The 20923-nt window shown below is 60.8% G+C and carries 22 protein-coding genes and 1 pseudogene; 17 read left to right on the top strand and 6 right to left on the bottom strand.

All coding sequences use genetic code 11. The features are described 5' to 3' along the window. Positions 1 to 11: 11 nt before the first annotated feature. Complete coding sequence (locus tag J1G33_RS11375) at positions 12 to 704, bottom strand: alpha/beta family hydrolase (RefSeq protein ID WP_223018113.1); 693 nt, start codon at positions 702 to 704, stop codon at positions 12 to 14. A 79-nt stretch (positions 705 to 783) separates the two neighbouring features. Here J1G33_RS11375 and ccoN (J1G33_RS11370) point away from each other — a divergent pair, with 79 nt between their 5' ends. From ccoN (J1G33_RS11370) to J1G33_RS27855, 9 genes and pseudogenes are all read left to right on the top strand, one after another. Next, entirely contained in the window at positions 784 to 2208 is a 1425-nt protein-coding gene (ccoN, locus tag J1G33_RS11370; protein WP_005790268.1) for a cytochrome-c oxidase, cbb3-type subunit I, read from the top strand. A 10-nt stretch (positions 2209 to 2218) separates the two neighbouring features. Then, positions 2219 to 2827: a cytochrome-c oxidase, cbb3-type subunit II gene (ccoO, locus tag J1G33_RS11365; protein ID WP_003193159.1), complete on the top strand. Its 609-nt coding sequence runs from the start codon at positions 2219 to 2221 to the stop codon at positions 2825 to 2827. 3 nt (positions 2828 to 2830) lie between these two features. Then, positions 2831 to 3031 (top strand): CcoQ/FixQ family Cbb3-type cytochrome c oxidase assembly chaperone, encoded by a 201-nt coding sequence (locus tag J1G33_RS11360; RefSeq protein ID WP_032879966.1) that lies wholly within the window; start codon positions 2831 to 2833, stop codon positions 3029 to 3031. Beyond that, a complete protein-coding gene (gene ccoP, locus J1G33_RS11355) occupies positions 3028 to 3975 on the top strand; it encodes a cytochrome-c oxidase, cbb3-type subunit III (protein WP_005790271.1) in 948 nt (315 codons plus the stop codon). The genes J1G33_RS11360 and ccoP (J1G33_RS11355) overlap by 4 nt, the downstream gene beginning before the upstream one ends. 417 nt (positions 3976 to 4392) lie before the next feature. After that, positions 4393 to 5835 (top strand): cytochrome-c oxidase, cbb3-type subunit I, encoded by a 1443-nt coding sequence (gene ccoN / locus J1G33_RS11350; RefSeq protein WP_078822029.1) that lies wholly within the window; start codon positions 4393 to 4395, stop codon positions 5833 to 5835. After that, entirely contained in the window at positions 5835 to 6443 is a 609-nt protein-coding gene (gene ccoO, locus J1G33_RS11345; protein WP_003193167.1) for a cytochrome-c oxidase, cbb3-type subunit II, read from the top strand. The genes ccoN (J1G33_RS11350) and ccoO (J1G33_RS11345) overlap by 1 nt, the downstream gene beginning before the upstream one ends. 5 nt (positions 6444 to 6448) lie before the next feature. Then, complete coding sequence (locus tag J1G33_RS11340; protein WP_005790274.1) at positions 6449 to 6634, top strand: CcoQ/FixQ family Cbb3-type cytochrome c oxidase assembly chaperone; 186 nt, start codon at positions 6449 to 6451, stop codon at positions 6632 to 6634. Next, positions 6631 to 7608 (top strand): cytochrome-c oxidase, cbb3-type subunit III, encoded by a 978-nt coding sequence (ccoP, locus tag J1G33_RS11335; protein WP_005790276.1) that lies wholly within the window; start codon positions 6631 to 6633, stop codon positions 7606 to 7608. The genes J1G33_RS11340 and ccoP (J1G33_RS11335) overlap by 4 nt, the downstream gene beginning before the upstream one ends. Positions 7609 to 7673: 65 nt before the next feature. Next, positions 7674 to 7787: pseudogene (locus J1G33_RS27855) on the top strand (VapC toxin family PIN domain ribonuclease); the annotation flags it as partial. Between the two features lie 95 nt (positions 7788 to 7882). Here the strand turns inward: J1G33_RS27855 and J1G33_RS11330 are convergent. After that, complete coding sequence (locus J1G33_RS11330) at positions 7883 to 8380, bottom strand: hypothetical protein (protein ID WP_146097863.1); 498 nt, start codon at positions 8378 to 8380, stop codon at positions 7883 to 7885. A 569-nt stretch (positions 8381 to 8949) separates the two neighbouring features. Between J1G33_RS11330 and ccoG the strand changes: the two genes are divergently transcribed. From ccoG to hemN, 6 genes are all read left to right on the top strand, one after another. After that, positions 8950 to 10365 carry a cytochrome c oxidase accessory protein CcoG gene (ccoG, locus tag J1G33_RS11325; RefSeq protein WP_032879961.1) on the top strand — a complete coding sequence of 472 codons (1416 nt, stop codon included), beginning with the start codon at positions 8950 to 8952 and terminating at the stop codon, positions 10363 to 10365. A 15-nt stretch (positions 10366 to 10380) separates the two neighbouring features. Then, complete coding sequence (locus J1G33_RS11320) at positions 10381 to 10920, top strand: FixH family protein (RefSeq protein ID WP_032879960.1); 540 nt, start codon at positions 10381 to 10383, stop codon at positions 10918 to 10920. Positions 10921 to 10928: 8 nt separating this feature from the next. Further along, positions 10929 to 13379, top strand: a complete 2451-nt coding sequence (locus J1G33_RS11315) for a heavy metal translocating P-type ATPase (RefSeq protein WP_032879958.1) — start codon at positions 10929 to 10931, stop codon at positions 13377 to 13379. A gap of 22 nt (positions 13380 to 13401) precedes the next feature. Continuing rightward, on the top strand, positions 13402 to 13614 hold the full coding sequence (ccoS, locus tag J1G33_RS11310) for a cbb3-type cytochrome oxidase assembly protein CcoS (RefSeq protein WP_032879957.1): 213 nt from the start codon (positions 13402 to 13404) through the stop codon (positions 13612 to 13614). Next, positions 13607 to 14290: a sulfite exporter TauE/SafE family protein gene (locus J1G33_RS11305; RefSeq protein WP_032879956.1), complete on the top strand. Its 684-nt coding sequence runs from the start codon at positions 13607 to 13609 to the stop codon at positions 14288 to 14290. The genes ccoS and J1G33_RS11305 overlap by 8 nt, the downstream gene beginning before the upstream one ends. 103 nt (positions 14291 to 14393) lie before the next feature. Continuing rightward, complete coding sequence (gene hemN / locus J1G33_RS11300) at positions 14394 to 15776, top strand: oxygen-independent coproporphyrinogen III oxidase (RefSeq protein WP_032879955.1); 1383 nt, start codon at positions 14394 to 14396, stop codon at positions 15774 to 15776. Positions 15777 to 15782: 6 nt separating this feature from the next. Here hemN and J1G33_RS11295 read toward each other — a convergent pair whose 3' ends face one another. Beyond that, the gene (locus tag J1G33_RS11295) at positions 15783 to 16244 is read right to left on the bottom strand and encodes a hypothetical protein (RefSeq protein WP_032879954.1); all 462 of its coding nucleotides are present in this window, start codon (positions 16242 to 16244) and stop codon (positions 15783 to 15785) included. Positions 16245 to 16399: 155 nt separating this feature from the next. Between J1G33_RS11295 and fnr the strand changes: the two genes are divergently transcribed. Further along, on the top strand, positions 16400 to 17134 hold the full coding sequence (fnr, locus tag J1G33_RS11290) for a fumarate/nitrate reduction transcriptional regulator Fnr (protein ID WP_005790290.1): 735 nt from the start codon (positions 16400 to 16402) through the stop codon (positions 17132 to 17134). A gap of 78 nt (positions 17135 to 17212) precedes the next feature. Then, positions 17213 to 17761 (top strand): adenine phosphoribosyltransferase, encoded by a 549-nt coding sequence (locus tag J1G33_RS11285; RefSeq protein WP_005790291.1) that lies wholly within the window; start codon positions 17213 to 17215, stop codon positions 17759 to 17761. 109 nt (positions 17762 to 17870) lie between these two features. Here J1G33_RS11285 and J1G33_RS11280 read toward each other — a convergent pair whose 3' ends face one another. The 3 genes from J1G33_RS11280 to J1G33_RS11270 all read right to left on the bottom strand — a co-directional run bounded on the left by J1G33_RS11280 (position 17871) and on the right by J1G33_RS11270 (position 20923). Continuing rightward, entirely contained in the window at positions 17871 to 19019 is a 1149-nt protein-coding gene (locus J1G33_RS11280) for an acyl-CoA dehydrogenase family protein (protein WP_223018112.1), read from the bottom strand. Between the two features lie 200 nt (positions 19020 to 19219). Further along, positions 19220 to 19822: a recombination mediator RecR gene (recR, locus tag J1G33_RS11275; protein ID WP_005790294.1), complete on the bottom strand. Its 603-nt coding sequence runs from the start codon at positions 19820 to 19822 to the stop codon at positions 19220 to 19222. Positions 19823 to 19888: 66 nt separating this feature from the next. Continuing rightward, positions 19889 to 20923 carry an NADP-dependent oxidoreductase gene (locus J1G33_RS11270; protein ID WP_032879952.1) on the bottom strand — a complete coding sequence of 345 codons (1035 nt, stop codon included), beginning with the start codon at positions 20921 to 20923 and terminating at the stop codon, positions 19889 to 19891.

The following is a 20923-nucleotide window of genomic DNA, read 5'->3' as shown; positions in this document are numbered from 1 at the left end:
CCGATAGGGCCCTAACAGGCCCTGAGAAACTCAGCCACCTGCACCGCCGCCGCCTCCAAGTGCTGCTCATGGCTGAACCCCGAAGCCTTCAACGGCTTCAAGTCATGATCGCCCGCCACCAACCACATCACTTCAATACTCTCTGACAACTCATAATCCTGCACCGCTGCCCGATTGCCCAAGGCATCACGCTCGCCCTGCACAATCAACGTTGGCGTCGTAATCGCAGCCAAGTGCTCCACCCGGGGTTTCTCTGGCTTGCCCACCGCATAGAACGGATAGCCCAGGCACACCAACCCATCGGCGCCCAGTTCATCGGCCAGTAAACTGGCCATCCGCCCACCCATGGACTTGCCGCCAACTGCCAGTTTCCCAGCGACATGACGTCGCACCTCGCCATACACCTCGCGCCAGCACTCCAGCAGTTTCGGCGCCGGATTCGGCGGGCGCTTGCCGCCATCCATACGGCGCTGGGCCATGTACGGGAACTCGAAGCGCACCACGTTCACGCCATGCCCGGCAAGGCGTGCCGCCATGTCGTTCATGAACGCCGAGTCCATCGGTGCCCCGGCGCCGTGGGCCAGGATCAGAGTGACCGGCTCGCCCGAAGCCGTGCCCGTGGCGACATCCCACAGCCAGCCGCGTTCGCGCACACACTGCGCCCATTGATCCCCGTCAATACTGGCCTTGTGCTCTTTGCCCATGCTTGCCTCGCTTTTTAGTCTGCCTATAACTCCAGCCCAAGTGCCGCACTTGCTTGGGTTGAACCGTGGATGGGGAACCATGAACACTACTTTAAGTACCGCCTATAACTACAAGGTGGTCCGCCAATTCGCCATTATGACGGTGGTGTGGGGCATCGTCGGCATGGGGCTCGGGGTTTTTCTCGCCGCCCAATTGGTTTGGCCTGCGCTCAACTTCGATTTACCCTGGACCAGCTTCGGCCGCCTGCGCCCGTTGCACACCAATGCGGTGATTTTCGCCTTCGGTGGCTGCGCGCTGTTCGCCAGCTCCTTCTACTCGGTACAACGCACCTGCCAGACTCAGCTGTTCGCACCAAAAGTGGCCGCGTTCTGCTTCTGGGGCTGGCAGCTGGTGATTTTGCTGGCCGCAATCAGCCTGCCGCTGGGCTACACCAGTTCCAAGGAATACGCCGAGCTGGAATGGCCGATCGATATCCTGATCACCATCGTCTGGGTCGCCTATGCCATCGTGTTCTTCGGCACGATCATGAAGCGCAAGACCAAGCACATCTACGTCGGTAACTGGTTCTTCGGTGCGTTCATCATCACCGTGGCCATCCTGCATATCGTCAACAACCTGGAAATCCCGGTCAGCCTGACCAAGTCCTACTCGCTGTACGGCGGTGCGACGGATGCCATGGTGCAGTGGTGGTATGGGCATAACGCGGTAGGCTTTTTCCTCACCGCAGGCTTCCTGGGGATGATGTACTACTTCGTACCCAAGCAGGCCGAGCGTCCGGTGTATTCCTATCGCTTGTCGATCGTGCACTTCTGGGCGCTGATCACCCTGTACATCTGGGCCGGCCCTCACCACTTGCACTACACCGCCTTGCCGGACTGGGCGCAGTCCCTGGGCATGGTGATGTCACTGGTGCTGCTGGCGCCAAGCTGGGGCGGCATGATCAACGGCATGATGACCCTCTCGGGTGCCTGGCATAAGTTGCGCAGCGACCCGATCCTGCGCTTCCTCGTTGTGTCCCTGGCCTTCTACGGCATGTCGACCTTCGAAGGTCCGATGATGGCGATCAAGACCGTCAACGCTCTCTCCCACTACACCGACTGGACCATCGGCCACGTACACGCCGGGGCGCTGGGCTGGGTGGCGATGATCTCCATCGGCGCGCTGTACCACATGATCCCGAAAGTCTTCGGTCGCGAGCAGATGTACAGCCTCGGCCTGATCAACGCGCACTTCTGGCTGGCCACCATCGGCACCGTGCTCTACATCGCCTCGATGTGGGTCAACGGCATCGCCCAGGGCCTGATGTGGCGTGCGGTCAACGAAGACGGCACCTTGACCTACTCCTTCGTCGAAACCCTGGTGGCCAGCCACCCTGGCTTCATCGTGCGGCTGGTGGGCGGTGCGATCTTCCTCACCGGCATGTTGCTGATGGCTTACAACACGTGGCGCACCGTGCGTTCGGCGCAGCCAGCCGAAATCAGCGCCGCAGCGCAGATGGCCTGAGGAGTCGATGATGAAACACGAAACGATTGAAAAAAACGTCGGCCTGCTGATGCTGCTGATGGTGCTCGCCGTGAGCATCGGCGGCCTGACCCAGATCGTCCCGCTGTTCTTCCAGGACGTGACCAACAAGCCGGTGGAAGGCATGAAGCCCTACACCGCGCTGCAGCTGGAGGGCCGCGACATCTACATCCGCGAAGGCTGCGTGCAGTGCCACTCGCAGATGATCCGCCCGTTCCGCGCCGAGACCGAGCGCTACGGTCACTACTCGGTGGCCGGCGAAAGCGTGTGGGACCACCCGTTTCTGTGGGGCTCCAAGCGCACCGGGCCGGACCTGGCCCGCGTCGGCGCGCGCTACTCGGACGACTGGCACCGCGCGCACTTGTACAACCCGCGCAACGTGGTGCCGGAGTCGAAAATGCCGGCCTATCCGTGGTTGGTCACCGCCGCCGTCGACAGCAGCCACACCGAGACCAAATTGAAAGTGATGCGCACCCTCGGCGTGCCGTACACCGACGACGACATCAACGGCGCGGTCGCCAGCCTCAAGGGCAAGACCGAGATGGACGCGCTGGTTTCCTACTTGCAAGTGCTCGGCACTGCCATCAAGAGCAAGAGGTGAGCCATGGGATTTGAATTCGATGCAGGCACCATCCGCGGCCTCGGCACGCTGGTGGTCGCCATCGCCTTTATCGGCCTGTCGCTGTGGGTGTTCAGCCCACGGCGCAAGTCGGAGTTTGACGATGCGACCATGCTGCCGTTTGCCGATGAACCCTCCCCAACCGACGCTCAAGCAGAGCCAGTAACAAGGAGCACTCGGCCATGACTACTTTTTGGAGTACATGGATCTGCGTATTGACCCTCGGCAGCCTGATCGGCCTGACCTGGCTGTTGGTCGGCACCCGCAAGGGCGAAACCAAGGGCAGCGTCGACCAGACCATGGGCCATGCCTTCGACGGTATCGAGGAGTACGACAACCCGCTGCCCCAGTGGTGGTTCATGCTGTTCGCCGGCACGCTGGTATTTGCCGTCGGCTACCTGATTCTCTACCCGGGCCTGGGCAACTGGAAAGGCGTGCTGCCGGGCTATGAAGATGGCTGGACCCAGACCAAGGAATGGGACAAGGAAATGGCCAAGGCCGACGCCAGGTTCGGGCCGATCTTCGCCAAGTTCGCGGCGATGCCCGTGGAAGAAGTCGCCAAGGACCCACAAGCGTTGAAGATGGGCGGTCGCCTGTTCGCCTCCAACTGCGCGGTGTGCCACGGCTCGGATGCCAAGGGCGCCTATGGCTTCCCGAATCTGGCAGACAGCAACTGGCGCTGGGGTGGTTCGGCCGAAGCGATCAAGGCTACCATCATGGCCGGTCGCCACGCGGCCATGCCGGCCTGGGGTGAAGTGCTGGGCGAGGACGGGGTGAAAAACGTCGCCGCCTATGTGCGCCACGACCTGGCCAAGCTGCCCTTGCCGGCGGACAACACCGCTGACCTGGCCGCGGGCCAAGCCGCATTCAGCACCACCTGCGTGGCTTGCCATGGCCCACAAGGCCACGGCGTGGAAGCCATGGGCGCGCCGAACCTGACCGAACCAAGCGGATTTATCTACGGCACCAGCCTGGCGCAGTTGCAGCAGACCATCCGCCATGGTCGCCAGGGCCAGATGCCGGCCCAGGAAGTGCTGCAGGGTAATGACAAGGTGCATCTGCTGGCGGCGTACGTGTATAGCCTGTCCCATAATGCTGATGGTGCAACTCCAGACAGCCAACCGCAGTAAAAGCTCTACCTGTGGCGAGGGAGCTTGCTCCCGCTGGAGTGCGAAGCGCTCCCAAGATTTTGGGGCCGCTGCGAAGCCCAGCGGGAGCAAGCTCCCTCGCCACAGGCATAAGTCGCGACCAAGTGTCGCACCCTCGCAACACCCAACTTTCCCCCCCTCCCATTCGGGTCTACGCTTGTTCCCACAGTGGAGCAATTCTGGCGTAGGCGACGGTATCCGTTGCGCCCCCTAAAATTCCTGTCCACTTGATCAGCTTTCTATTTCGGATTTAATCCTTACGCCAAACATGGAAAGGGCGCAGAATCTGGCGTGGAACGCATTGATACAGGTCAGCCATTGCGTTGCAATGGCCCCTCGCTTTCTACATACTTGCGACCGATTTTACCTATAAAAAAACCTAAACCGTGGAACCTTAGAATGAGCACAGCAATCAGTCCGACTGCTTATAACTATAAGGTAGTCCGCCAGTTCGCCATCATGACGGTGGTCTGGGGGATCCTTGGCATGGGGCTCGGGGTGTTCATCGCCTCGCAACTGGTCTGGCCGCAATTGAATTTCGACCTGCCCTGGACGACCTTCGGTCGTTTGCGCCCGCTGCACACCAACCTGGTGATCTTCGCCTTCGGTGGCTGTGCACTGTTTGCCACCTCCTACTACGTGGTGCAACGCACCTGCCAGACGCGATTGATCTCGGATAGCCTGGCCGCGTTCACTTTCTGGGGCTGGCAGGCGGTTATCGTCGGCGCCATCATCAGCCTGCCGCTGGGCTACACCACCACCAAGGAATACGCCGAGCTGGAATGGCCGATCGCGATTCTGCTCGCCATCGTCTGGGTGACCTACGCGGTGGTGTTCTTCGGCACCATCGTCAAGCGCAAGACCAAGCACATTTATGTGGGCAACTGGTTCTACGGGGCGTTCATCCTGGTCACGGCGATGCTGCACATCGTCAACCACGCGTCCTTGCCGGTCAGCCTGTTCAAGTCCTACTCGGCCTACTCTGGCGCGACGGACGCGATGATTCAATGGTGGTACGGCCACAACGCCGTAGGCTTTTTCCTCACCACCGGCTTCCTGGGGATGATGTATTACTTCGTGCCCAAGCAGGCCGAGCGCCCGATCTACTCCTATCGCCTGTCCATCGTGCACTTCTGGGCGCTGATCACCCTGTACATCTGGGCCGGCCCCCACCACCTGCACTACACCGCCTTGCCGGATTGGGCACAGTCCCTGGGCATGGCGATGTCGATCATCCTGCTGGCACCAAGCTGGGGCGGCATGATCAACGGCATGATGACCCTGTCGGGCGCCTGGCATAAGCTGCGCACCGACCCGATCCTGCGCTTTCTGGTGGTGTCGCTGGCGTTCTACGGCATGTCGACCTTTGAAGGGCCGATGATGGCGATCAAGACCGTCAACTCGCTGTCCCACTACACCGACTGGACCATCGGCCACGTACATGCCGGCGCACTGGGCTGGGTAGCGATGATCTCCATCGGCGCGCTGTACCACATGATCCCCAAACTGTTCGGCCGCGCTCAGATGCACAGCGTCGGGCTGATCAATGCGCACTTCTGGCTGGCGACCATCGGCACCGTGCTCTACATCGCTTCGATGTGGGTCAACGGCATCACCCAGGGCCTGATGTGGCGTGCGATCAATGATGACGGCACCCTCACCTACTCCTTCGTCGAAGCGCTGCAAGCCAGCCACCCGGGCTTTATCGTGCGTGCCCTGGGCGGTGCATTCTTTGCCAGCGGCATGTTGTTGATGGCCTACAACGTCTGGCGCACCGTACGTGCCTCCGACCCGGCGCAAGCCGAAGCCGCCGCCAAGATCGCCGTTGTGGGAGCCCACTGATGAAGCATGAAGTAGTCGAGAAGAATATCGGCCTGCTGGCCTTCTTCATGGTCATCGCCGTGAGTATCGGCGGCCTGACCCAGATCGTGCCGCTGTTTTTCCAGGACGTGACCAACAAGCCGGTCGAAGGCATGAAGCCGCGTACCGCCCTTGAACTGGAAGGCCGCGACGTCTACATCGCCAACGGTTGCGTGGGCTGCCACTCGCAGATGATCCGCCCGTTCCGCGCCGAAACCGAACGCTACGGCCACTATTCGGTCGCCGGTGAAAGCGTGTGGGACCACCCGTTCCTGTGGGGTTCCAAGCGCACCGGCCCGGACCTGGCCCGGGTCGGCGGGCGTTACTCCGATGACTGGCAGCGTGCGCACTTGTACAACCCGCGTAACGTGGTGCCGGAGTCGAAAATGCCGGCGTACCCGTTCCTCGTGGAAAACAAGCTCGACGGCAAGGACACCGCGAAGAAGATGGAAGTCTTGCGCACCCTGGGCGTGCCCTACACCGACGAAGACATCGCCGGTGCAGCGGCCGCTGTGAAGGGCAAGACCGAAATGGACGCACTGGTGGCCTACCTGCAGGGCCTTGGCACCATCATCAAAAGCAAACGGTGACCTACATGGATATCGGGATGATTCGTGGCCTGGGCACCGTTGTGGTGATGGTGGCCTTTGTCGGCCTGGCGCTGTGGGTGTTCAGCCCGCGGCGCAAGTCGGAGTTTGACGACGCGACCATGCTGCCCTTTGCAGATGATCCCGAAGCCATCAAGCACGTCGAGCAAGCTTCTAGGAGTAACAAAGAATGACTACGTTCTGGAGTCTGTACGTCACAGTCCTCAGTCTGGGTACCATCTTCGCCCTGACCTGGCTGCTGCTGTCGACCCGCAAGGGCCAGCGCACCGAGCAGACGGACGAGACCGTCGGCCACTCGTTCGATGGCATCGAGGAGTACGACAACCCACTGCCCAAATGGTGGTTCATGCTGTTTGTCGGCACCATCGTCTTCGCCCTCGGCTACCTGGTGCTCTACCCCGGCCTGGGTAACTGGAAGGGCCTGCTGCCGGGCTATAACTACCTGGACAACGACAAGCAAACCGCCTTTGCCAACGGCCAGACCGGCTGGACCGGCGTGCACGAATGGGAAAAGGAAATGGCCAGATCGGAAGCCAAGTTCGGGCCGATCTTCGCCAAATTCGCATCGATGCCCATTGAAGAGGTGGCCAAGGACCCGCAAGCCCTGAAGATGGGCGGCCGGCTGTTTGCCTCCAACTGCTCGGTGTGCCACGGCTCCGACGCCAAGGGCGCCTACGGTTTCCCTAACCTGACCGACGCTGACTGGCGCTGGGGCGGCGAGCCGGAGACCATCAAGCAAACCATCATGCAAGGCCGCCACGCAGTAATGCCAGGCTGGGCCGAAGTCATCGGCGAGCAAGGCGTGGCTGACGTAGCAGGCTTTGTGGTGACCAACCTCGATGGCCGCAAGCTGCCCGAAGGCGCCAAGGCAGATGTAGCCAACGGCGAGAAACTCTTCGCCGCCAACTGCGTGGCGTGCCACGGCCCGGCCGGTAAAGGCACGCCAGCCATGGGCGCCCCCGACCTGACGCACCCGGGCGCATTCATCTACGGCTCAAGCTTCGCGCAATTGCAACAGACCATTCGTTATGGCCGCCAAGGTCAGATGCCAGCGCAGGAGTTGCTGCAAGGCAATGACAAAGTGCACTTGCTGGCGGCGTACGTGTACAGCCTGTCCCATGGGGATAAGAAGGCAGAAGAGCAATAAATCCTCGCACACAAAAAAGCCCCGCCCAGCGAAAACTGGCGGGGCTATTTTGTTTCTGGCTTGCGAGTGACTCGTCGATTGCCGCAACCGCTCTGGTTCATGGGCTTACCGTGGTCACACGCAACGTCAGCGACTTCAAGTCCAGCGGCGTTGCGCTGATCAATCCATGGGGCGAATGACCGTCTTGCGAGCAAAAACCGTCCGTACTTCACAAGTCAATTGATCCAGACAAAGTCCCCCAACTGCAACAGATCATTCGCTCTGGTCGCTGAGATTAATACTTAAACATCTTATTAAATTCCCGTCGGCGATTACGCAACGGCGCATGAAAATTATCCAGCCGTTCCAAATCAAACTTATCAATACTGCCCTCCGATGAGGGAGCACCTACTTTATCAACACCATGGGCACTACAAAGCTTATTCAAAAGTCCGGGCATTAGAAAAATCATCTTAACCAACTCGACGTTCCTTTCCGACACCTCAGGCTTAAACCCGCAAAGCACTTCAACCAAACTCCCAACCGTAATGCGTCCTGGAGAACCTGGATCTTCAAACACGTTGAAATTTTGCAGCAGTCGTTCCACCACCTCGCCCTCTATCACCTTCGAGTCATCAGGCACTCGATTGCCAGAAAAGGATGGTTGAACGGCAAAACTACGCAACGTCATCGCGCTCGCGGGTACAGCATGATCTGAAGGTGGCAGACCCAAGATAGAGCGCAGATTAAAAACCTCGAAATCTGAAGCATTAAAAACATTATCACTTATCATCTAACACCTCGAAAAAATAGATAAGACCAGCAAAAAAAACCACACACCCATTAGTGAATACCACTTACCAAACAGTTCAATCCGCAGAGCAAAAACATGTAAATGCATGCATACATACTTGGCGACTGGCCACCAGTGAAAACTTCATGCGCAGCAAGTAGTAAACAACCAATCGCACTTGATGCTTGCCTATATATTTACAGCTTATGCCATGGCTATAAAACAGCCGAGCCAGCCTGACACGGCAATATAAAAATATCGCCAAACTTGAATCTGCGCTTTTCCGTGACTCACCCTGCTCACGCCACATCAGCGACTTCTGGCCCAGCGGCGCGCCACTGATTGACCCGAGGGACGAATGACCGGCACACCCACCAAAACCGTCCATACTTCACAAGTCAATTGATCCAGGTCACGTACACCATCATTTGATTTCTCCCAACGCGACCAAAGGTCGCACCCTTTGCACAACATCGGGGGCGTATCATTAGGCCACTGCAACACCCCCCATTTGACCCTGGCTGGCACGTACTGGCCGAGGCAAATCTCCACCGCCGTGGGATGCAATGATGAGCAACCAGATACCGGTACATGACGTTACCCCGCCTGCCAAAAACGCGAGCAATAGCGTCGACCTCTACGCCTCGCGAGAGAAAATCTATACCCGTGCCTTCACCGGCCTGTTCCGCAATTTGCGCATGCTCGGTGGCGCCGGCCTGTTCCTGCTTTACTTCGGCACCGTGTGGCTGAACTGGGGCGGCCACCAGGCGGTGTGGTGGAACCTGCCGGAGCGTAAGTTCTTCATTTTTGGCGCCACCTTCTGGCCCCAGGATTTCATCCTGCTCTCGGGCATTCTCATTGTTGCGGCCTTTGGCCTGTTCTTTATCACCGTGTACGCCGGACGGGTGTGGTGCGGCTATACCTGCCCGCAAAGCGTGTGGACGTGGATCTTCATGTGGTGCGAAAAGGTCACCGAAGGCGACCGCAACCAGCGCATCAAGCTGGACAAGGCGCCCATGGGCGCCAACAAGTTCCTGCGCAAGTTCAGCAAACACACGCTGTGGCTGTTGATCGGTTTCGCCACCGGCATGACCTTCGTCGGCTACTTTTCGCCGATCCGCGAGCTGGTGTTCGATTTCTTCACCGGCCAGGCCGACGGCTGGTCGTATTTCTGGGTCGGCTTCTTCACCCTCGCCACCTACGGCAACGCCGGCTGGCTGCGCGAGCAGGTGTGTATCTACATGTGCCCTTACGCGCGCTTCCAGAGCGTAATGTTCGACAAAGACACCCTGATCGTTTCCTATGACCCGCGCCGTGGCGAAGTGCGCGGCCCGCGTAAAAAGGGCGTCGACTACAAGGCCCAGGGCCTGGGAGACTGCATCGATTGCACCATGTGCGTGCAGGTGTGCCCGACCGGCATCGATATCCGCGACGGCCTGCAAATCGAGTGCATCGGCTGCGCCGCCTGTATCGATGCCTGCGATAACATCATGGACAAGATGGACTACCCACGCGGCCTGATCAGCTATACCACCGAGCACAATCTGTCCGGTCAGAAGACCCATAAGTTACGCCCACGGCTGATCGGCTATGCGCTGGTGCTGCTGACCATGATCGGCTTGCTGGTCGGCGCATTCTTCATGCGCTCGCTGGTGGGTTTCGATGTCAGCAAGGACCGCGTGCTGTACCGGGAAAACGCCGAAGGGCGCATCGAAAACGTCTACAGCCTGAAGATCATGAACAAGGACCAGCACGACCACACCTACGTGCTCGACGCCGCCGGCCTGCCGGACCTCAAGTTGCAGGGGCGACGCGAAATCAAGGTGGCCGCCGGCGATATCGTCAGTATGCCGGTGGAGTTGTCGAGTGCGCCGGAGCAACTGCCGTCGAGCACCAACGAGGTGACTTTCATCCTCAAAGATGCCGATGACACCAGCGTTCATATTGAAGCCAAGAGCCGATTCATCGGCCCACAAGTTCGTTAAACAGGGAACACAAGAATGCCCGCAACCACTGCTGCAAGCCCTTGGTACAAGCACCTCTGGCCCTGGATCATCATCGCGATCCTGGCCTGCTCGGTGACGCTGACCCTGTCCATGGTGACCATCGCGGTCAACAACCCGGACAACCTGGTCAACGACAATTACTACGAGGCCGGCAAAGGCATCAACCGCTCCCTGGACCGTGAACGCCTGGCCCAGACCCTGCAACTGCGTGCCAAGTTGCACCTGGATGAACTGACCGGCGAAGTCGAGTTGCACCTGACCGGTAACAGCGGCCCTGCAACCCTGGAACTGAACCTGATTTCCCCGACCCAGCCGGAGAAGGATCGCAAGATCGTCCTGGCCCGCAGTGATAGCGAGCAGGGCCGCTACATCGGCCAGGTCACCGACAAGGTTGAAGGCCGGCGTTTCGTGGAACTGCTTGGCGTGGAAGGCAGCAACACCTGGAGGATGTTCGAGGAAGAAGAGGTCAGCCACGACAAAGACTTGCTGTTGGGTGACGAACCATTGCAGGGTGCCGAAGACCTGAAAAAATAGCAGCGCCCATGACCAGCCCAATCCCCTGCTACCACTGCGCCCTGCCCGTCCCATCCGGCAGCCGGTTCACCGCCCGGATCCTCGGCGAACGCCGCGAACTCTGCTGCCCCGGCTGCCAGGCCGTGGCCGAAGCGATTGTGGCCGGTGGGCTGGAAAGCTATTACCAGCACCGCAGCGAAGCCTCGGCCAACCCCGAGGCGCTCCCGGTGCAACTGGTGGATGAGCTGGCGCTGTACGACCGCGCCGATGTGCAAAAACCCTTTGTGCGCCATCAAGGCGACTTGGCCGAAACCACCCTGTTGATGGAAGGCATCAGCTGCGCCGCCTGCGGCTGGTTGATCGAGAAACACCTGCGCAGCCTGCCCGCGGTGGCCGAGGCGCGGCTGAACCTGTCCAACCATCGCTTGCACGTGCGCTGGGCCGATGGGCAACTGCCGTTGAGCCAACTGCTCAGCGAACTGCGCCATATCGGCTACGCCGCCCACCCCTACCAGGCCGACCGCGCCGCCGAACAATTGGCCAGCGAAAATCGCCTGGCCCTGCGTCAACTGGGGGTTGCCGGCTTGCTGTGGTTCCAGGCGATGATGGCAACCATGGCGACCTGGCCGGAATTCAATATCGACCTGAGCCCGGAGTTGCACGTGATCCTGCGCTGGGTTGCGATGTTTCTCACCACACCCATCGTGTTCTATAGCTGCGCGCCGTTCTTCAAAGGGGCGCTGCGTGACATACGCACGCGACACCTGACCATGGACGTATCGGTATCCCTGGCAATTGGCGGTGCGTACCTGGCGGGCATCTGGACCGCGATCACTGGCGTGGGCGAATTGTATTTCGATGCCGTGGGCATGTTTGCGCTGTTCCTGCTGGCCGGGCGTTACCTTGAGCGCCGCGCCCGGGAGCGCACCGCAGCGGCCACCGCTCAATTGGTCAACCTGTTGCCCGCCTCCTGCTTGCGCCTCCAAGGTGATGGTCAGAGCGAACGCATCCTGCTCAGTGAACTGGCATTGGGTGATCGTGTCCTGGTGCATCCCGGCGCGGTGCTGCCGGCGGATGGCGTGATCCTCGACGGCCAATCCAGCATCGATGAATCCCTGCTGACCGGCGAGTACCTGCCACAGCCGCGGCGGGTCGGCGACAGCGTTACGGCTGGCACGCTGAATGTCGAGGGCGCACTGACCATCGAGGTGCGCGCCCTGGGCCACGACACGCGTCTGTCCGCCATTGTGCGCCTGCTGGAGCGCGCCCAGGCCGAGAAACCACGCCTGGCGCAAATCGCCGACCGTGCCGCGCAGTGGTTCCTGCTCTGCTCGCTGATCGCCGCCGTGCTGATCGGCCTGCTGTGGTGGGAACTGGACCCGTCACGCGCATTCTGGATTGTGTTGGCGATGCTGGTGGCGACTTGCCCGTGTGCACTGTCCCTGGCCACCCCAACCGCCCTGACCGCTGCCACCGGCACCTTGCACACCCTGGGGTTGCTACTGACCCGCGGCCATGTGCTTGAAGGCCTGAACCAGATCGACACGGTGATTTTCGACAAGACCGGCACCCTCACCGAAGGACGCCTGGCGTTGCGCGCCATCCAGCCCCTGGGCGCGCTGGACAGCGACCAGTGCCTGGGCCTCGCCGCCGCCCTGGAGAACCGCTCGGAACACCCGATTGCTCGTGCCTTTGGGCGTGCGCCACTGGCCGCTGATGAAGTGTTGAGCACCCCTGGCCTGGGCCTGGAGGGTCGGGTGGGGGACCGCCTGTTGCGTATTGGCCAACCGGGTTTTGTCTGCGAACTCAGTGGCTGCGCGATTCCCGCCTCACCGGACGAAGCCGGGCAATGGCTGCTGTTGGGTGACAACAGCGGCGCCCTCGCCTGGTTCGTACTCGACGACCGCCTGCGCAGCGACGCCCCTGCCCTGCTCGCAGCGTGCAAGGCACGCGGCTGGCGTACGCTGCTGCTCTCGGGCGACAGCTCACCGATGGTCGCCAGTGTGGCCCTTGAGCTGGGCATCGACGAAGCCCACGGCGGCCTGCGCCCTGATGACAAGTTGCAGGTGCTGCAAAACCTGCACAGGCAAGGCCGCAAGGTGCTGATGTTGGGCGATGGCGTCAATGATGTGCCGGTGCTGGCCGCCGCCGATATCAGCGTGGCCATGGGCTCGGCCACTGACCTGGCGAAAACCAGCGCCGACGCGGTGCTGTTGTCCAACCGCCTGGATGCCTTGGTGCAGGCCTTCAGCCTGGCGCGGCGCACCCGTCGAGTGATCATTGAAAACCTGCTGTGGGCCGGGCTGTACAATGGCCTTATGCTGCCGTTTGCCGCCCTGGGCTGGATCACACCAATCTGGGCAGCCATCGGTATGTCCCTCAGTTCGTTGACCGTGGTCCTTAACGCATTGCGCCTGACTCGCCTGCCGAGCGCGCACGCTAAAGGTACCGCCCCAGTAACCCGCCCGCTGCCGGCCTGAGCCGCGTGGGCATGGAGTGCAGATGCCAGCTCTATACGTGATGATTCCGGCGGCGCTGCTGTTAGTGGGTGTGGCGATCTACATCTTCTTCTGGGCCGTGGACAGCGGCCAGTACGAGGATCTCGACGGCCCCGCCCACAGCGTGTTGTTCGACGACCAGGACCCGAACCACCTGGCCGCCATCGACCAAGCCAACAGCCCCGAACAACCGCCCAAAGATCCACCCCATGCTTGAGCTGGCGCCCCTGCTGGTCTCGGCGCTGATCCTCGGCCTGCTGGGCGGCGGCCATTGCCTGGGCATGTGTGGCGGACTGATGGGCGCCCTGACCCTGGCGATCCCCAAGGAGCAACGCAGCCGCCGCTTTCGCCTGCTGCTGGCGTACAACCTGGGGCGCATCCTCAGCTATGCCACGGCCGGCTTGCTGATTGGCCTTGCCGGCTGGGCGGTGGCCAACAGCCCGGCGGCGATGTTCATGCGCGTACTCGCCGGGTTACTGCTGATTTGCATGGGCCTGTACCTGGCCGGTTGGTGGAGCGGCCTGACCCGCATCGAAAGCCTCGGACGCGGCCTGTGGCGGCATATACAGCCCGTTGCCAACCGTTTGCTGCCGGTGTCGAGCCTGCCGCGCGCCTTGCTGCTGGGCGCGCTGTGGGGCTGGTTGCCGTGCGGCTTGGTCTACAGCACCCTGCTGTGGGCCGCGAGCCAGGGCAATGCGCTGGACAGCGCGTTGCTGATGCTCGCGTTCGGCCTCGGCACCTGGCCGGTGCTGCTGGCCACCGGGCTGGCGGCGGAGCGTGTCACCGCGCTCTTGCGTAAACGCAGCGTGCGCATGGCCGGCGGCCTGTTGGTGATCATCTTCGGTATCTGGACCTTGCCGGGCCCGCATCAGCACTGGCTCATGGGTCATTGAAAGCCCCTGTGGCATAGCGCCGCTCCCCGTTGATGCAAATCAACATGCCTTGCCAGCCCTGCCCCTAGACTCGGCCCACTAGCCAATCCGGGGGACCGCCCGCATGCTCGACGCCATTCGTTGGGACACAGATCTGATTCACCGCTACGACTTGGCGGGGCCGCGCTACACGTCCTACCCTACCGCCGTCCAATTGGACAGCCAGGTCGGCACCTTCGACCTGCTCCATGCCCTGCGCGAAAGCCGCAAGGCGGTACGGCCGTTATCGGTGTATGTGCACGTACCGTTCTGCGCAAACATTTGCTACTACTGCGCCTGCAACAAGGTGGTCACCAAGGACCGTGGTCGCGCCCAGGCCTACTTGCAGCGCCTGCAGCAGGAAATCCAGCTGGTGGCCTGCCACCTCGATCCGAAGCAGCCAGTGGAGCAATTGCACTTTGGCGGCGGCACACCGACTTTTCTCAGCCACGATGAACTGCGCCAGGTGATGAATTGCCTGCGCCAGCATTTCAATTTGCTCGATGATGATTCGGGCGACTATGGCATCGAAATCGACCCTCGCGAAGCCGACTGGGCCACCATGGGCCTGCTGCGCGAGCTGGGTTTCAACCGCGTAAGCATCGGCCTGCAAGACCTTGACCCCGAGGTGCAACGAGCGGTCAATCGCCTGCAAAGCCTGGAAGAGACCCGCGCAGTGATCGATGCGGCACGTACCCTGCAATTTCGCTCGATCAATATCGATTTGATCTACGGCTTGCCCAAGCAATCACCGCTGAACTTTGCGCGCACTGTGGAAGAAGTCATCCGCTTGCAGCCGGACCGCTTGTCCGTATTCAACTACGCCCATCTGCCGGAACGTTTCATGCCCCAACGGCGGATCAACACCGACGAGCTGCCCTCGCCGGCCGAAAAACTGCTGATGCTGCAAACCACCATTGAACAACTGACCCAGGCCGGCTACCGCTATATCGGCATGGATCACTTCGCCCTGCCGGACGACGAACTGGCCATCGCCCAGGAGGAAGGCAAGCTGCAGCGCAACTTCCAGGGCTATACCACCCACGGGCATTGCGATCTGATTGGGTTGGGCGTTTCGGCGATCAGCCAGATTGGCGACTTGTATTGCCAGAACAGCAGCGACCTCACCCACTACCAGAACGCCTTGGCGGGCGCACAACTGGCAACCAGCCGTGGTTTGGTCTGCACCACTGACGATCGTCTGCGACGGGAAGTGATCCAGCAGTTGATCTGCAATTTCAGCCTGGGGTTCGAGGCGATCGAACAGGCGTACAACATCGACTTTCGCGGCTACTTCGCCGAGCTATGGCCGCAATTGGAGACGATGGCCACCGATGGCCTGATCGAGTTGGACGCCCGGGGCATTCGTGTGCTGCCGGCCGGGCGCTTGCTGGTGCGTTCAGTGTGCATGGTGTTCGATGCCTATCTGGAGCACCAGAACAGGCAACGATTTTCGCGGGTCATCTAGACGTTCTTACTTCATGGCCAGGCTCGCGGCCTTGACCGCATCACCCGCGCTCATGTCTTTCATCGCCTTGGTCAGGGATGCCTGGGCGCTGGTCAAGCTGGCTTGCAGCGCGCTCAACGCTGACTGCAGCCCGGAGAGCCGGGCACGGGCCTGTTCAGGGCTGAGACTTCTGTCGGCCATTACCGCTGCCATCTCAGCCTGTTTCTCGGCAATCTGCTTTTTGATCTCACGAATCATCTTGAGCAGATTCTTGACGTTGTCCGCCAGGCCGCTTTCGTCGATGTCACTGTTTGAGGTTTTTTCCGCCGCGGCAGCTTTCATCGCGGCGCCGGAAATGGTCACCGAAACGGCAGGCTTGGCTTCATCCGCTGTCGGAATCGCGGCAACATCGGAATCGGCAGCTTTCTTGGTTTCGGGCTGTGCCTGGATCTGAGTACGCGAAGCGAGTTGAGTACTGAGGGCTAACATGTTTTGAGTCGCCGTATTTGTAGTCGATAGCAGTACTATCGGCGGTTTTAGCCAGATCTTTATATACCGACAGGTTTTTTGTACACGCTGGCCTCCATACACCCCAGTGCGTTACCCTTACGTCTTATGTGTGTTTTCCCACAAGGATTTAAGAAATGTCCGAGCCAGTTAAACTGCGCGCTCACAGCCAGGCCCATTGCAAGGATTGCAGCCTGGCTCCCCTCTGCCTGCCACTTTCGTTGAATCTGGAAGACATGGATGCGCTGGACGACATCGTCAAACGCGGCCGCCCATTGAAAAAAGGCGAATTTTTGTTTCGCCAGGGCGACAAGTTTGATTCCGTCTATGCAGTACGTTCGGGCGCATTGAAGACGTTCAGCCTCAGCGACGGCGGCGAAGAACAAATCACCGGCTTCCACCTGCCCAGCGAGTTGGTCGGGCTGTCGGGAATGGACACCGAGATTCACCCGGTGTCGGCCCAGGCCCTGGAGACGACGTCGGTGTGCGAAATTCCTTTCGAGCGCCTGGACGAATTGGCCCTGCAATTGCCACAACTGCGCCGCCAATTGATGCGCGTGATGAGCCGCGAGATTCGTGACGACCAGCAAATGATGCTGCTGCTGTCGAAGAAAACCGCCGACGAGCGCATCGCGACATTCCTGGTCAACCTGTCGGCGCGCTTCCGTGCCCGTGGTTTCTCGGCCAACCAGTTCCGCCTGAGCATGTCGCGTAATGAAATCGGCAATTACCTGGGCCTGGCAGTTGAGACCGTGTCCCGCGTGTTTACCCGTTTCCAGCAGAACCAGCTGATTGCTGCCGAGGGCAAGGAAGTGCATATCCTCGACCCGATCCAGCTTTGCGCATTGGCCGGGGGCTCACTGGAGGTCTGATCCAGACACTGCGGCCGCGCCAATCGGCAAGGCCGCAGGTATACTTCGAGTCCGTTTTCCGCCCAGGACTCTGCGACGATGACCTTCGATTCGTTCGACATCAAATCCCTGATTCGCCCTGTCATCGACTTCCCCAAGCCTGGGGTTATCTTTCGTGACATCACCCCGCTGTTCCAATCACCCCGCGCCCTGCGCCTGGTAGCCGACAGCTTTGCCCAGCGCTATGTCGAAGCCGATTTCACGCATATCGGTGCGATGGATGCCCGCGGTTTCCTGATCGGTTCGATCATCGCCTACCAGCTCAACAAGCCGCTGATCCTGTTTCGCAAGCAAGGCAAGCTGCCGGCGGATGTGCTGGCCGAGGGTTACCAGACCGAGTACGGCGAAGCCTTCCTGGAAGTACACGCCGACAGCCTGTGCGAAGGTGATTCGGTGCTGATATTCGATGACCTGATCGCCACGGGTGGCACCCTGATTGCTGCGGCCAACCTGGTACGGCGCATGGGCGCGCAGATCTTTGAAGCGGCGGCGATTATTGATTTACCGGAACTGGGTGGTTCGCAGCGGTTGGAAGACATGGGGATTCCCACGTTTTGCCTGACGCAGTTTGGGCTGACTGAAAGGTAAGGGTCGTCAGTACTGCAGTCATCGCGGGCAAGCCCGGCTCCCACCTTGGAATGCATTCCCCTGTGGGAGCCGGGCTTGCCCGCGATGAGGCCCGAGAGAACACCCCGGTTCACAACCCCATCTGCTTGCTGATGATTTCGTTCATCACCTCCCGCGTCCCCCCACCAATCGACAGAATCCGGTTATCGCGATACAGCCGCTCCACCAGGCTACCCCGCATGTACCCCTGCCCGCCCAACATCTGCACCGCGTCATAGGTCACCCGGTCAGCTGTATCCGTGGCCAGGTTCTTGGCCATGGAAATCTCCTTGATCACGCTCTTGCCCGCGGCCATCTTCGCCGCCTGACGGTAAGTGAACTCGCGGGAAACTTCCACGGCAGTGGCCATTTCCGCCAGGCGATGCTTGAGCACCTGGAACTTGCCGATGGGTTTGCCGAATGCTTCACGCTGGGCGGCCCACTGAAGGCTTTCCTCCAGAGCCAGTTGCGCGGTCATGTTGGCCATCAGCGCCAAAGCCAGGCGCTCGCTCTGGAAGTTGCCCATGATGCAGGCAAACCCCATGTTTTCAGCGCCGATGAGGTTGCCGACGGGCACGTGGCAGTCGTCGAAAAATAACTCGGCCGTGTCCGACGCCCACCAGCCCATCTTCTTCAGCGGCTGGCCAACGGTGAAACCGGGGGTGTCTTTTTCAATCAGCAACAGGCTGATACCGCCGAAGCCCGGCCCGCCGGTGCGCACCGCCACAGTATAGAAATCCGACCGACTGCCGCTGGTGATAAAGGTCTTGGCACCGCTCACACGGTAGTGCTCACCGTCACGCACGGCGCGGGTGTGCAGGTTGGCGACATCAGAGCCGCCACTCGGTTCGGTAACCGCCAGGGCGATGATTTTCTCGCCGGCCAGCACCAGGGGCGCTATACGCTCCCGCACGTCAGGCCGGGCCCATTTGACGATGGGCGGCAGGCCGATATCCAGGGAGCCGAGCCCGGCCACCACACCACCGGAACCGCAACGCATCAGTTCTTCGCTGGCGGCGACCTTGGCGAACAGATCGCCTTCGTGGCTTCCACCCAATGCCTCGGGGTAGCCGATCCCGAGAATGCCCGCCGCTCCAGCTTTGAGGTAAAGCTCACGAGGAAAGCTCTCAGCCTCCTCCCAGTGCTCGACGCCCGGCAACATCTCGCGCTCGACAAACCGGCGCACGCTGTCGCGGACCAATTGGTGGCTGGGGTCGAAGTATTCCTGATAGGCAGACATCGGCAAGCTCCATGGCGAGATGGAACGAACTTACCAAGCGCTTGCTTGGTTTTCAAGCCATACACAGTTATCACTGACACCATAAAACTACTGTGGGAGGGGGCTTGCTCCCGATAGCGGTGGATCAGCCAATAACTCTGTCGACTGACACACAGCAATCGGGAGCAAGCCCCCTCCCACATTTGATCCTGCTGCGGATGTTAGAGCGCGATCGGTTTGCGACCGGCGAAAGAGTGCGCCAGTGTCCCGCCATCCACCAACTCCAACTCGCCCCCCAACGGCACGCCATGGGCAATCCGAGAAGTGATCAAGCCCTTGTTGGTCAGCAGTTGGGCGATGTAATGCGCCGTGGCTTCACCTTCCACCGTCGGGTTGGTCGCCAGGATCACTTCGCTAAAGGTGCCCTGCTCTTCAATGCGCGCGACCAGTTGCGGGATACCGATGGCTTCCGGCCCCAAACCGTCGAGCGGCGACAGGTGGCCCTTGAGCACAAAGTAGCGGCCGCGATAACCGGTCTGCTCCACTGCATACACATCCATCGGCCCCTCCACCACGCAGAGCAACGTGTCGTCGCGACGGGGGTCGGCGCATTGCGGGCAAAGTTCTTCTTCGGTGAGGGTGCGGCACTGACGGCAGTGGCCCACGCCTTCCATGGCCTGGCTCAGGGCCTGGGCCAGGCGGGTGCCGCCACTGCGATCACGCTCCAGCAGTTGCAGCGCCATGCGCTGGGCAGTTTTCTGGCCAACACCTGGCAAGGTGCGCAGGGCGTCGATCAGTTGGCGAATCAGGGGGCTGAAGCTCATGGGCGAAGGGTCCGACAAAACAACGAGACGCGGTTTATACCCGCGCCCCGGATTAGCGTCAAATACTCAATCTTGCGCGACGCGCACCACCAACTTGCCGAAGTTGCGTCCCTCCAGCAAGCCGATAAAGGCTTCAGGCGCTTGCTCCAGGCCATCGACCACATCCTCGCGGAACTTGATCTTGCCATCGCGCACCCACGGCGCCATGGCGCTGAGGAATTCCGGCTGGCGGTCGCCATAGTCGTCGAACACGATAAAGCCCTGGATACGCACACGCTTGGTCAGCAAGGTGCGTTGCAGTGCCGGCAGGCGATCAGGGCCGCTGGGGGTTTCATGGGCGTTATAGCCGGCGATCAACCCGCACAGCGGCACGCGCGCCTTGGCATTGAGCAGCGGCAGCACCGCATCGAAGACCTTACCGCCGACGTTTTCGAAATAAATGTCCACGCCTTTGAAACAGGCCAGGGCCAACTCATGGGCGAAGTCTGCGCTCTTGTGATCGATACAGGCGTCAAAGCCCAGCTCATCCACCACATAGCGGCACTTGTCGGCACCGCCAGCAACCCCCACCACGCGCAAGCCCTTGAGCTTGGCCACCTGCCCCACCACCGAGCCCACCGCGCCGGACGCAGCCGCCACCACCAGGGTTTCCCCGGCCTTCGGCTGGCCGATATCCATCAGGCCCATGTAAGCGGTCATGCCTGGCATACCCAACACGCCCAGAGCCATCGACGGGCTCGCAAGCCCCTTGGGCAATGGCATCAGGTTCTTGCCGTCGCAGATACTGTGGCTCTGCCAGCCGGTGGCACCGACCACCAGATCACCTACCTCGAATTTCGGGTTGCGTGATTGCTCGACACGGCTGACAGCACCGCCGGTCATCACTTCGCCGATTTCCACGGGCGCGGCGTAGGACGGCGCGTCACTCATGCGTCCACGCATGTAGGGGTCCAAAGACAGGTACAGCGTCTTGAGCAGCACCTGACCGTCTGCCAGATCCGGCAGGCTTACACGTTCCAGGCGGAAGTTTTCCGGCGTGGGTGCGCCTTGAGGGCGTGAGACCAGAACGATGCGTTGGTTGAGCGTCATTTCTTGAGGCAT

Source organism: Pseudomonas sp. P867 (assembly GCF_019891455.1).
Taxonomy (GTDB): Bacteria; Pseudomonadota; Gammaproteobacteria; order Pseudomonadales; family Pseudomonadaceae; genus Aquipseudomonas; species Aquipseudomonas synxantha_A.
The sequence above is the reverse complement of the archived record's forward strand: the minus strand, read 5'-3'. Positions and strand labels throughout refer to the sequence as shown.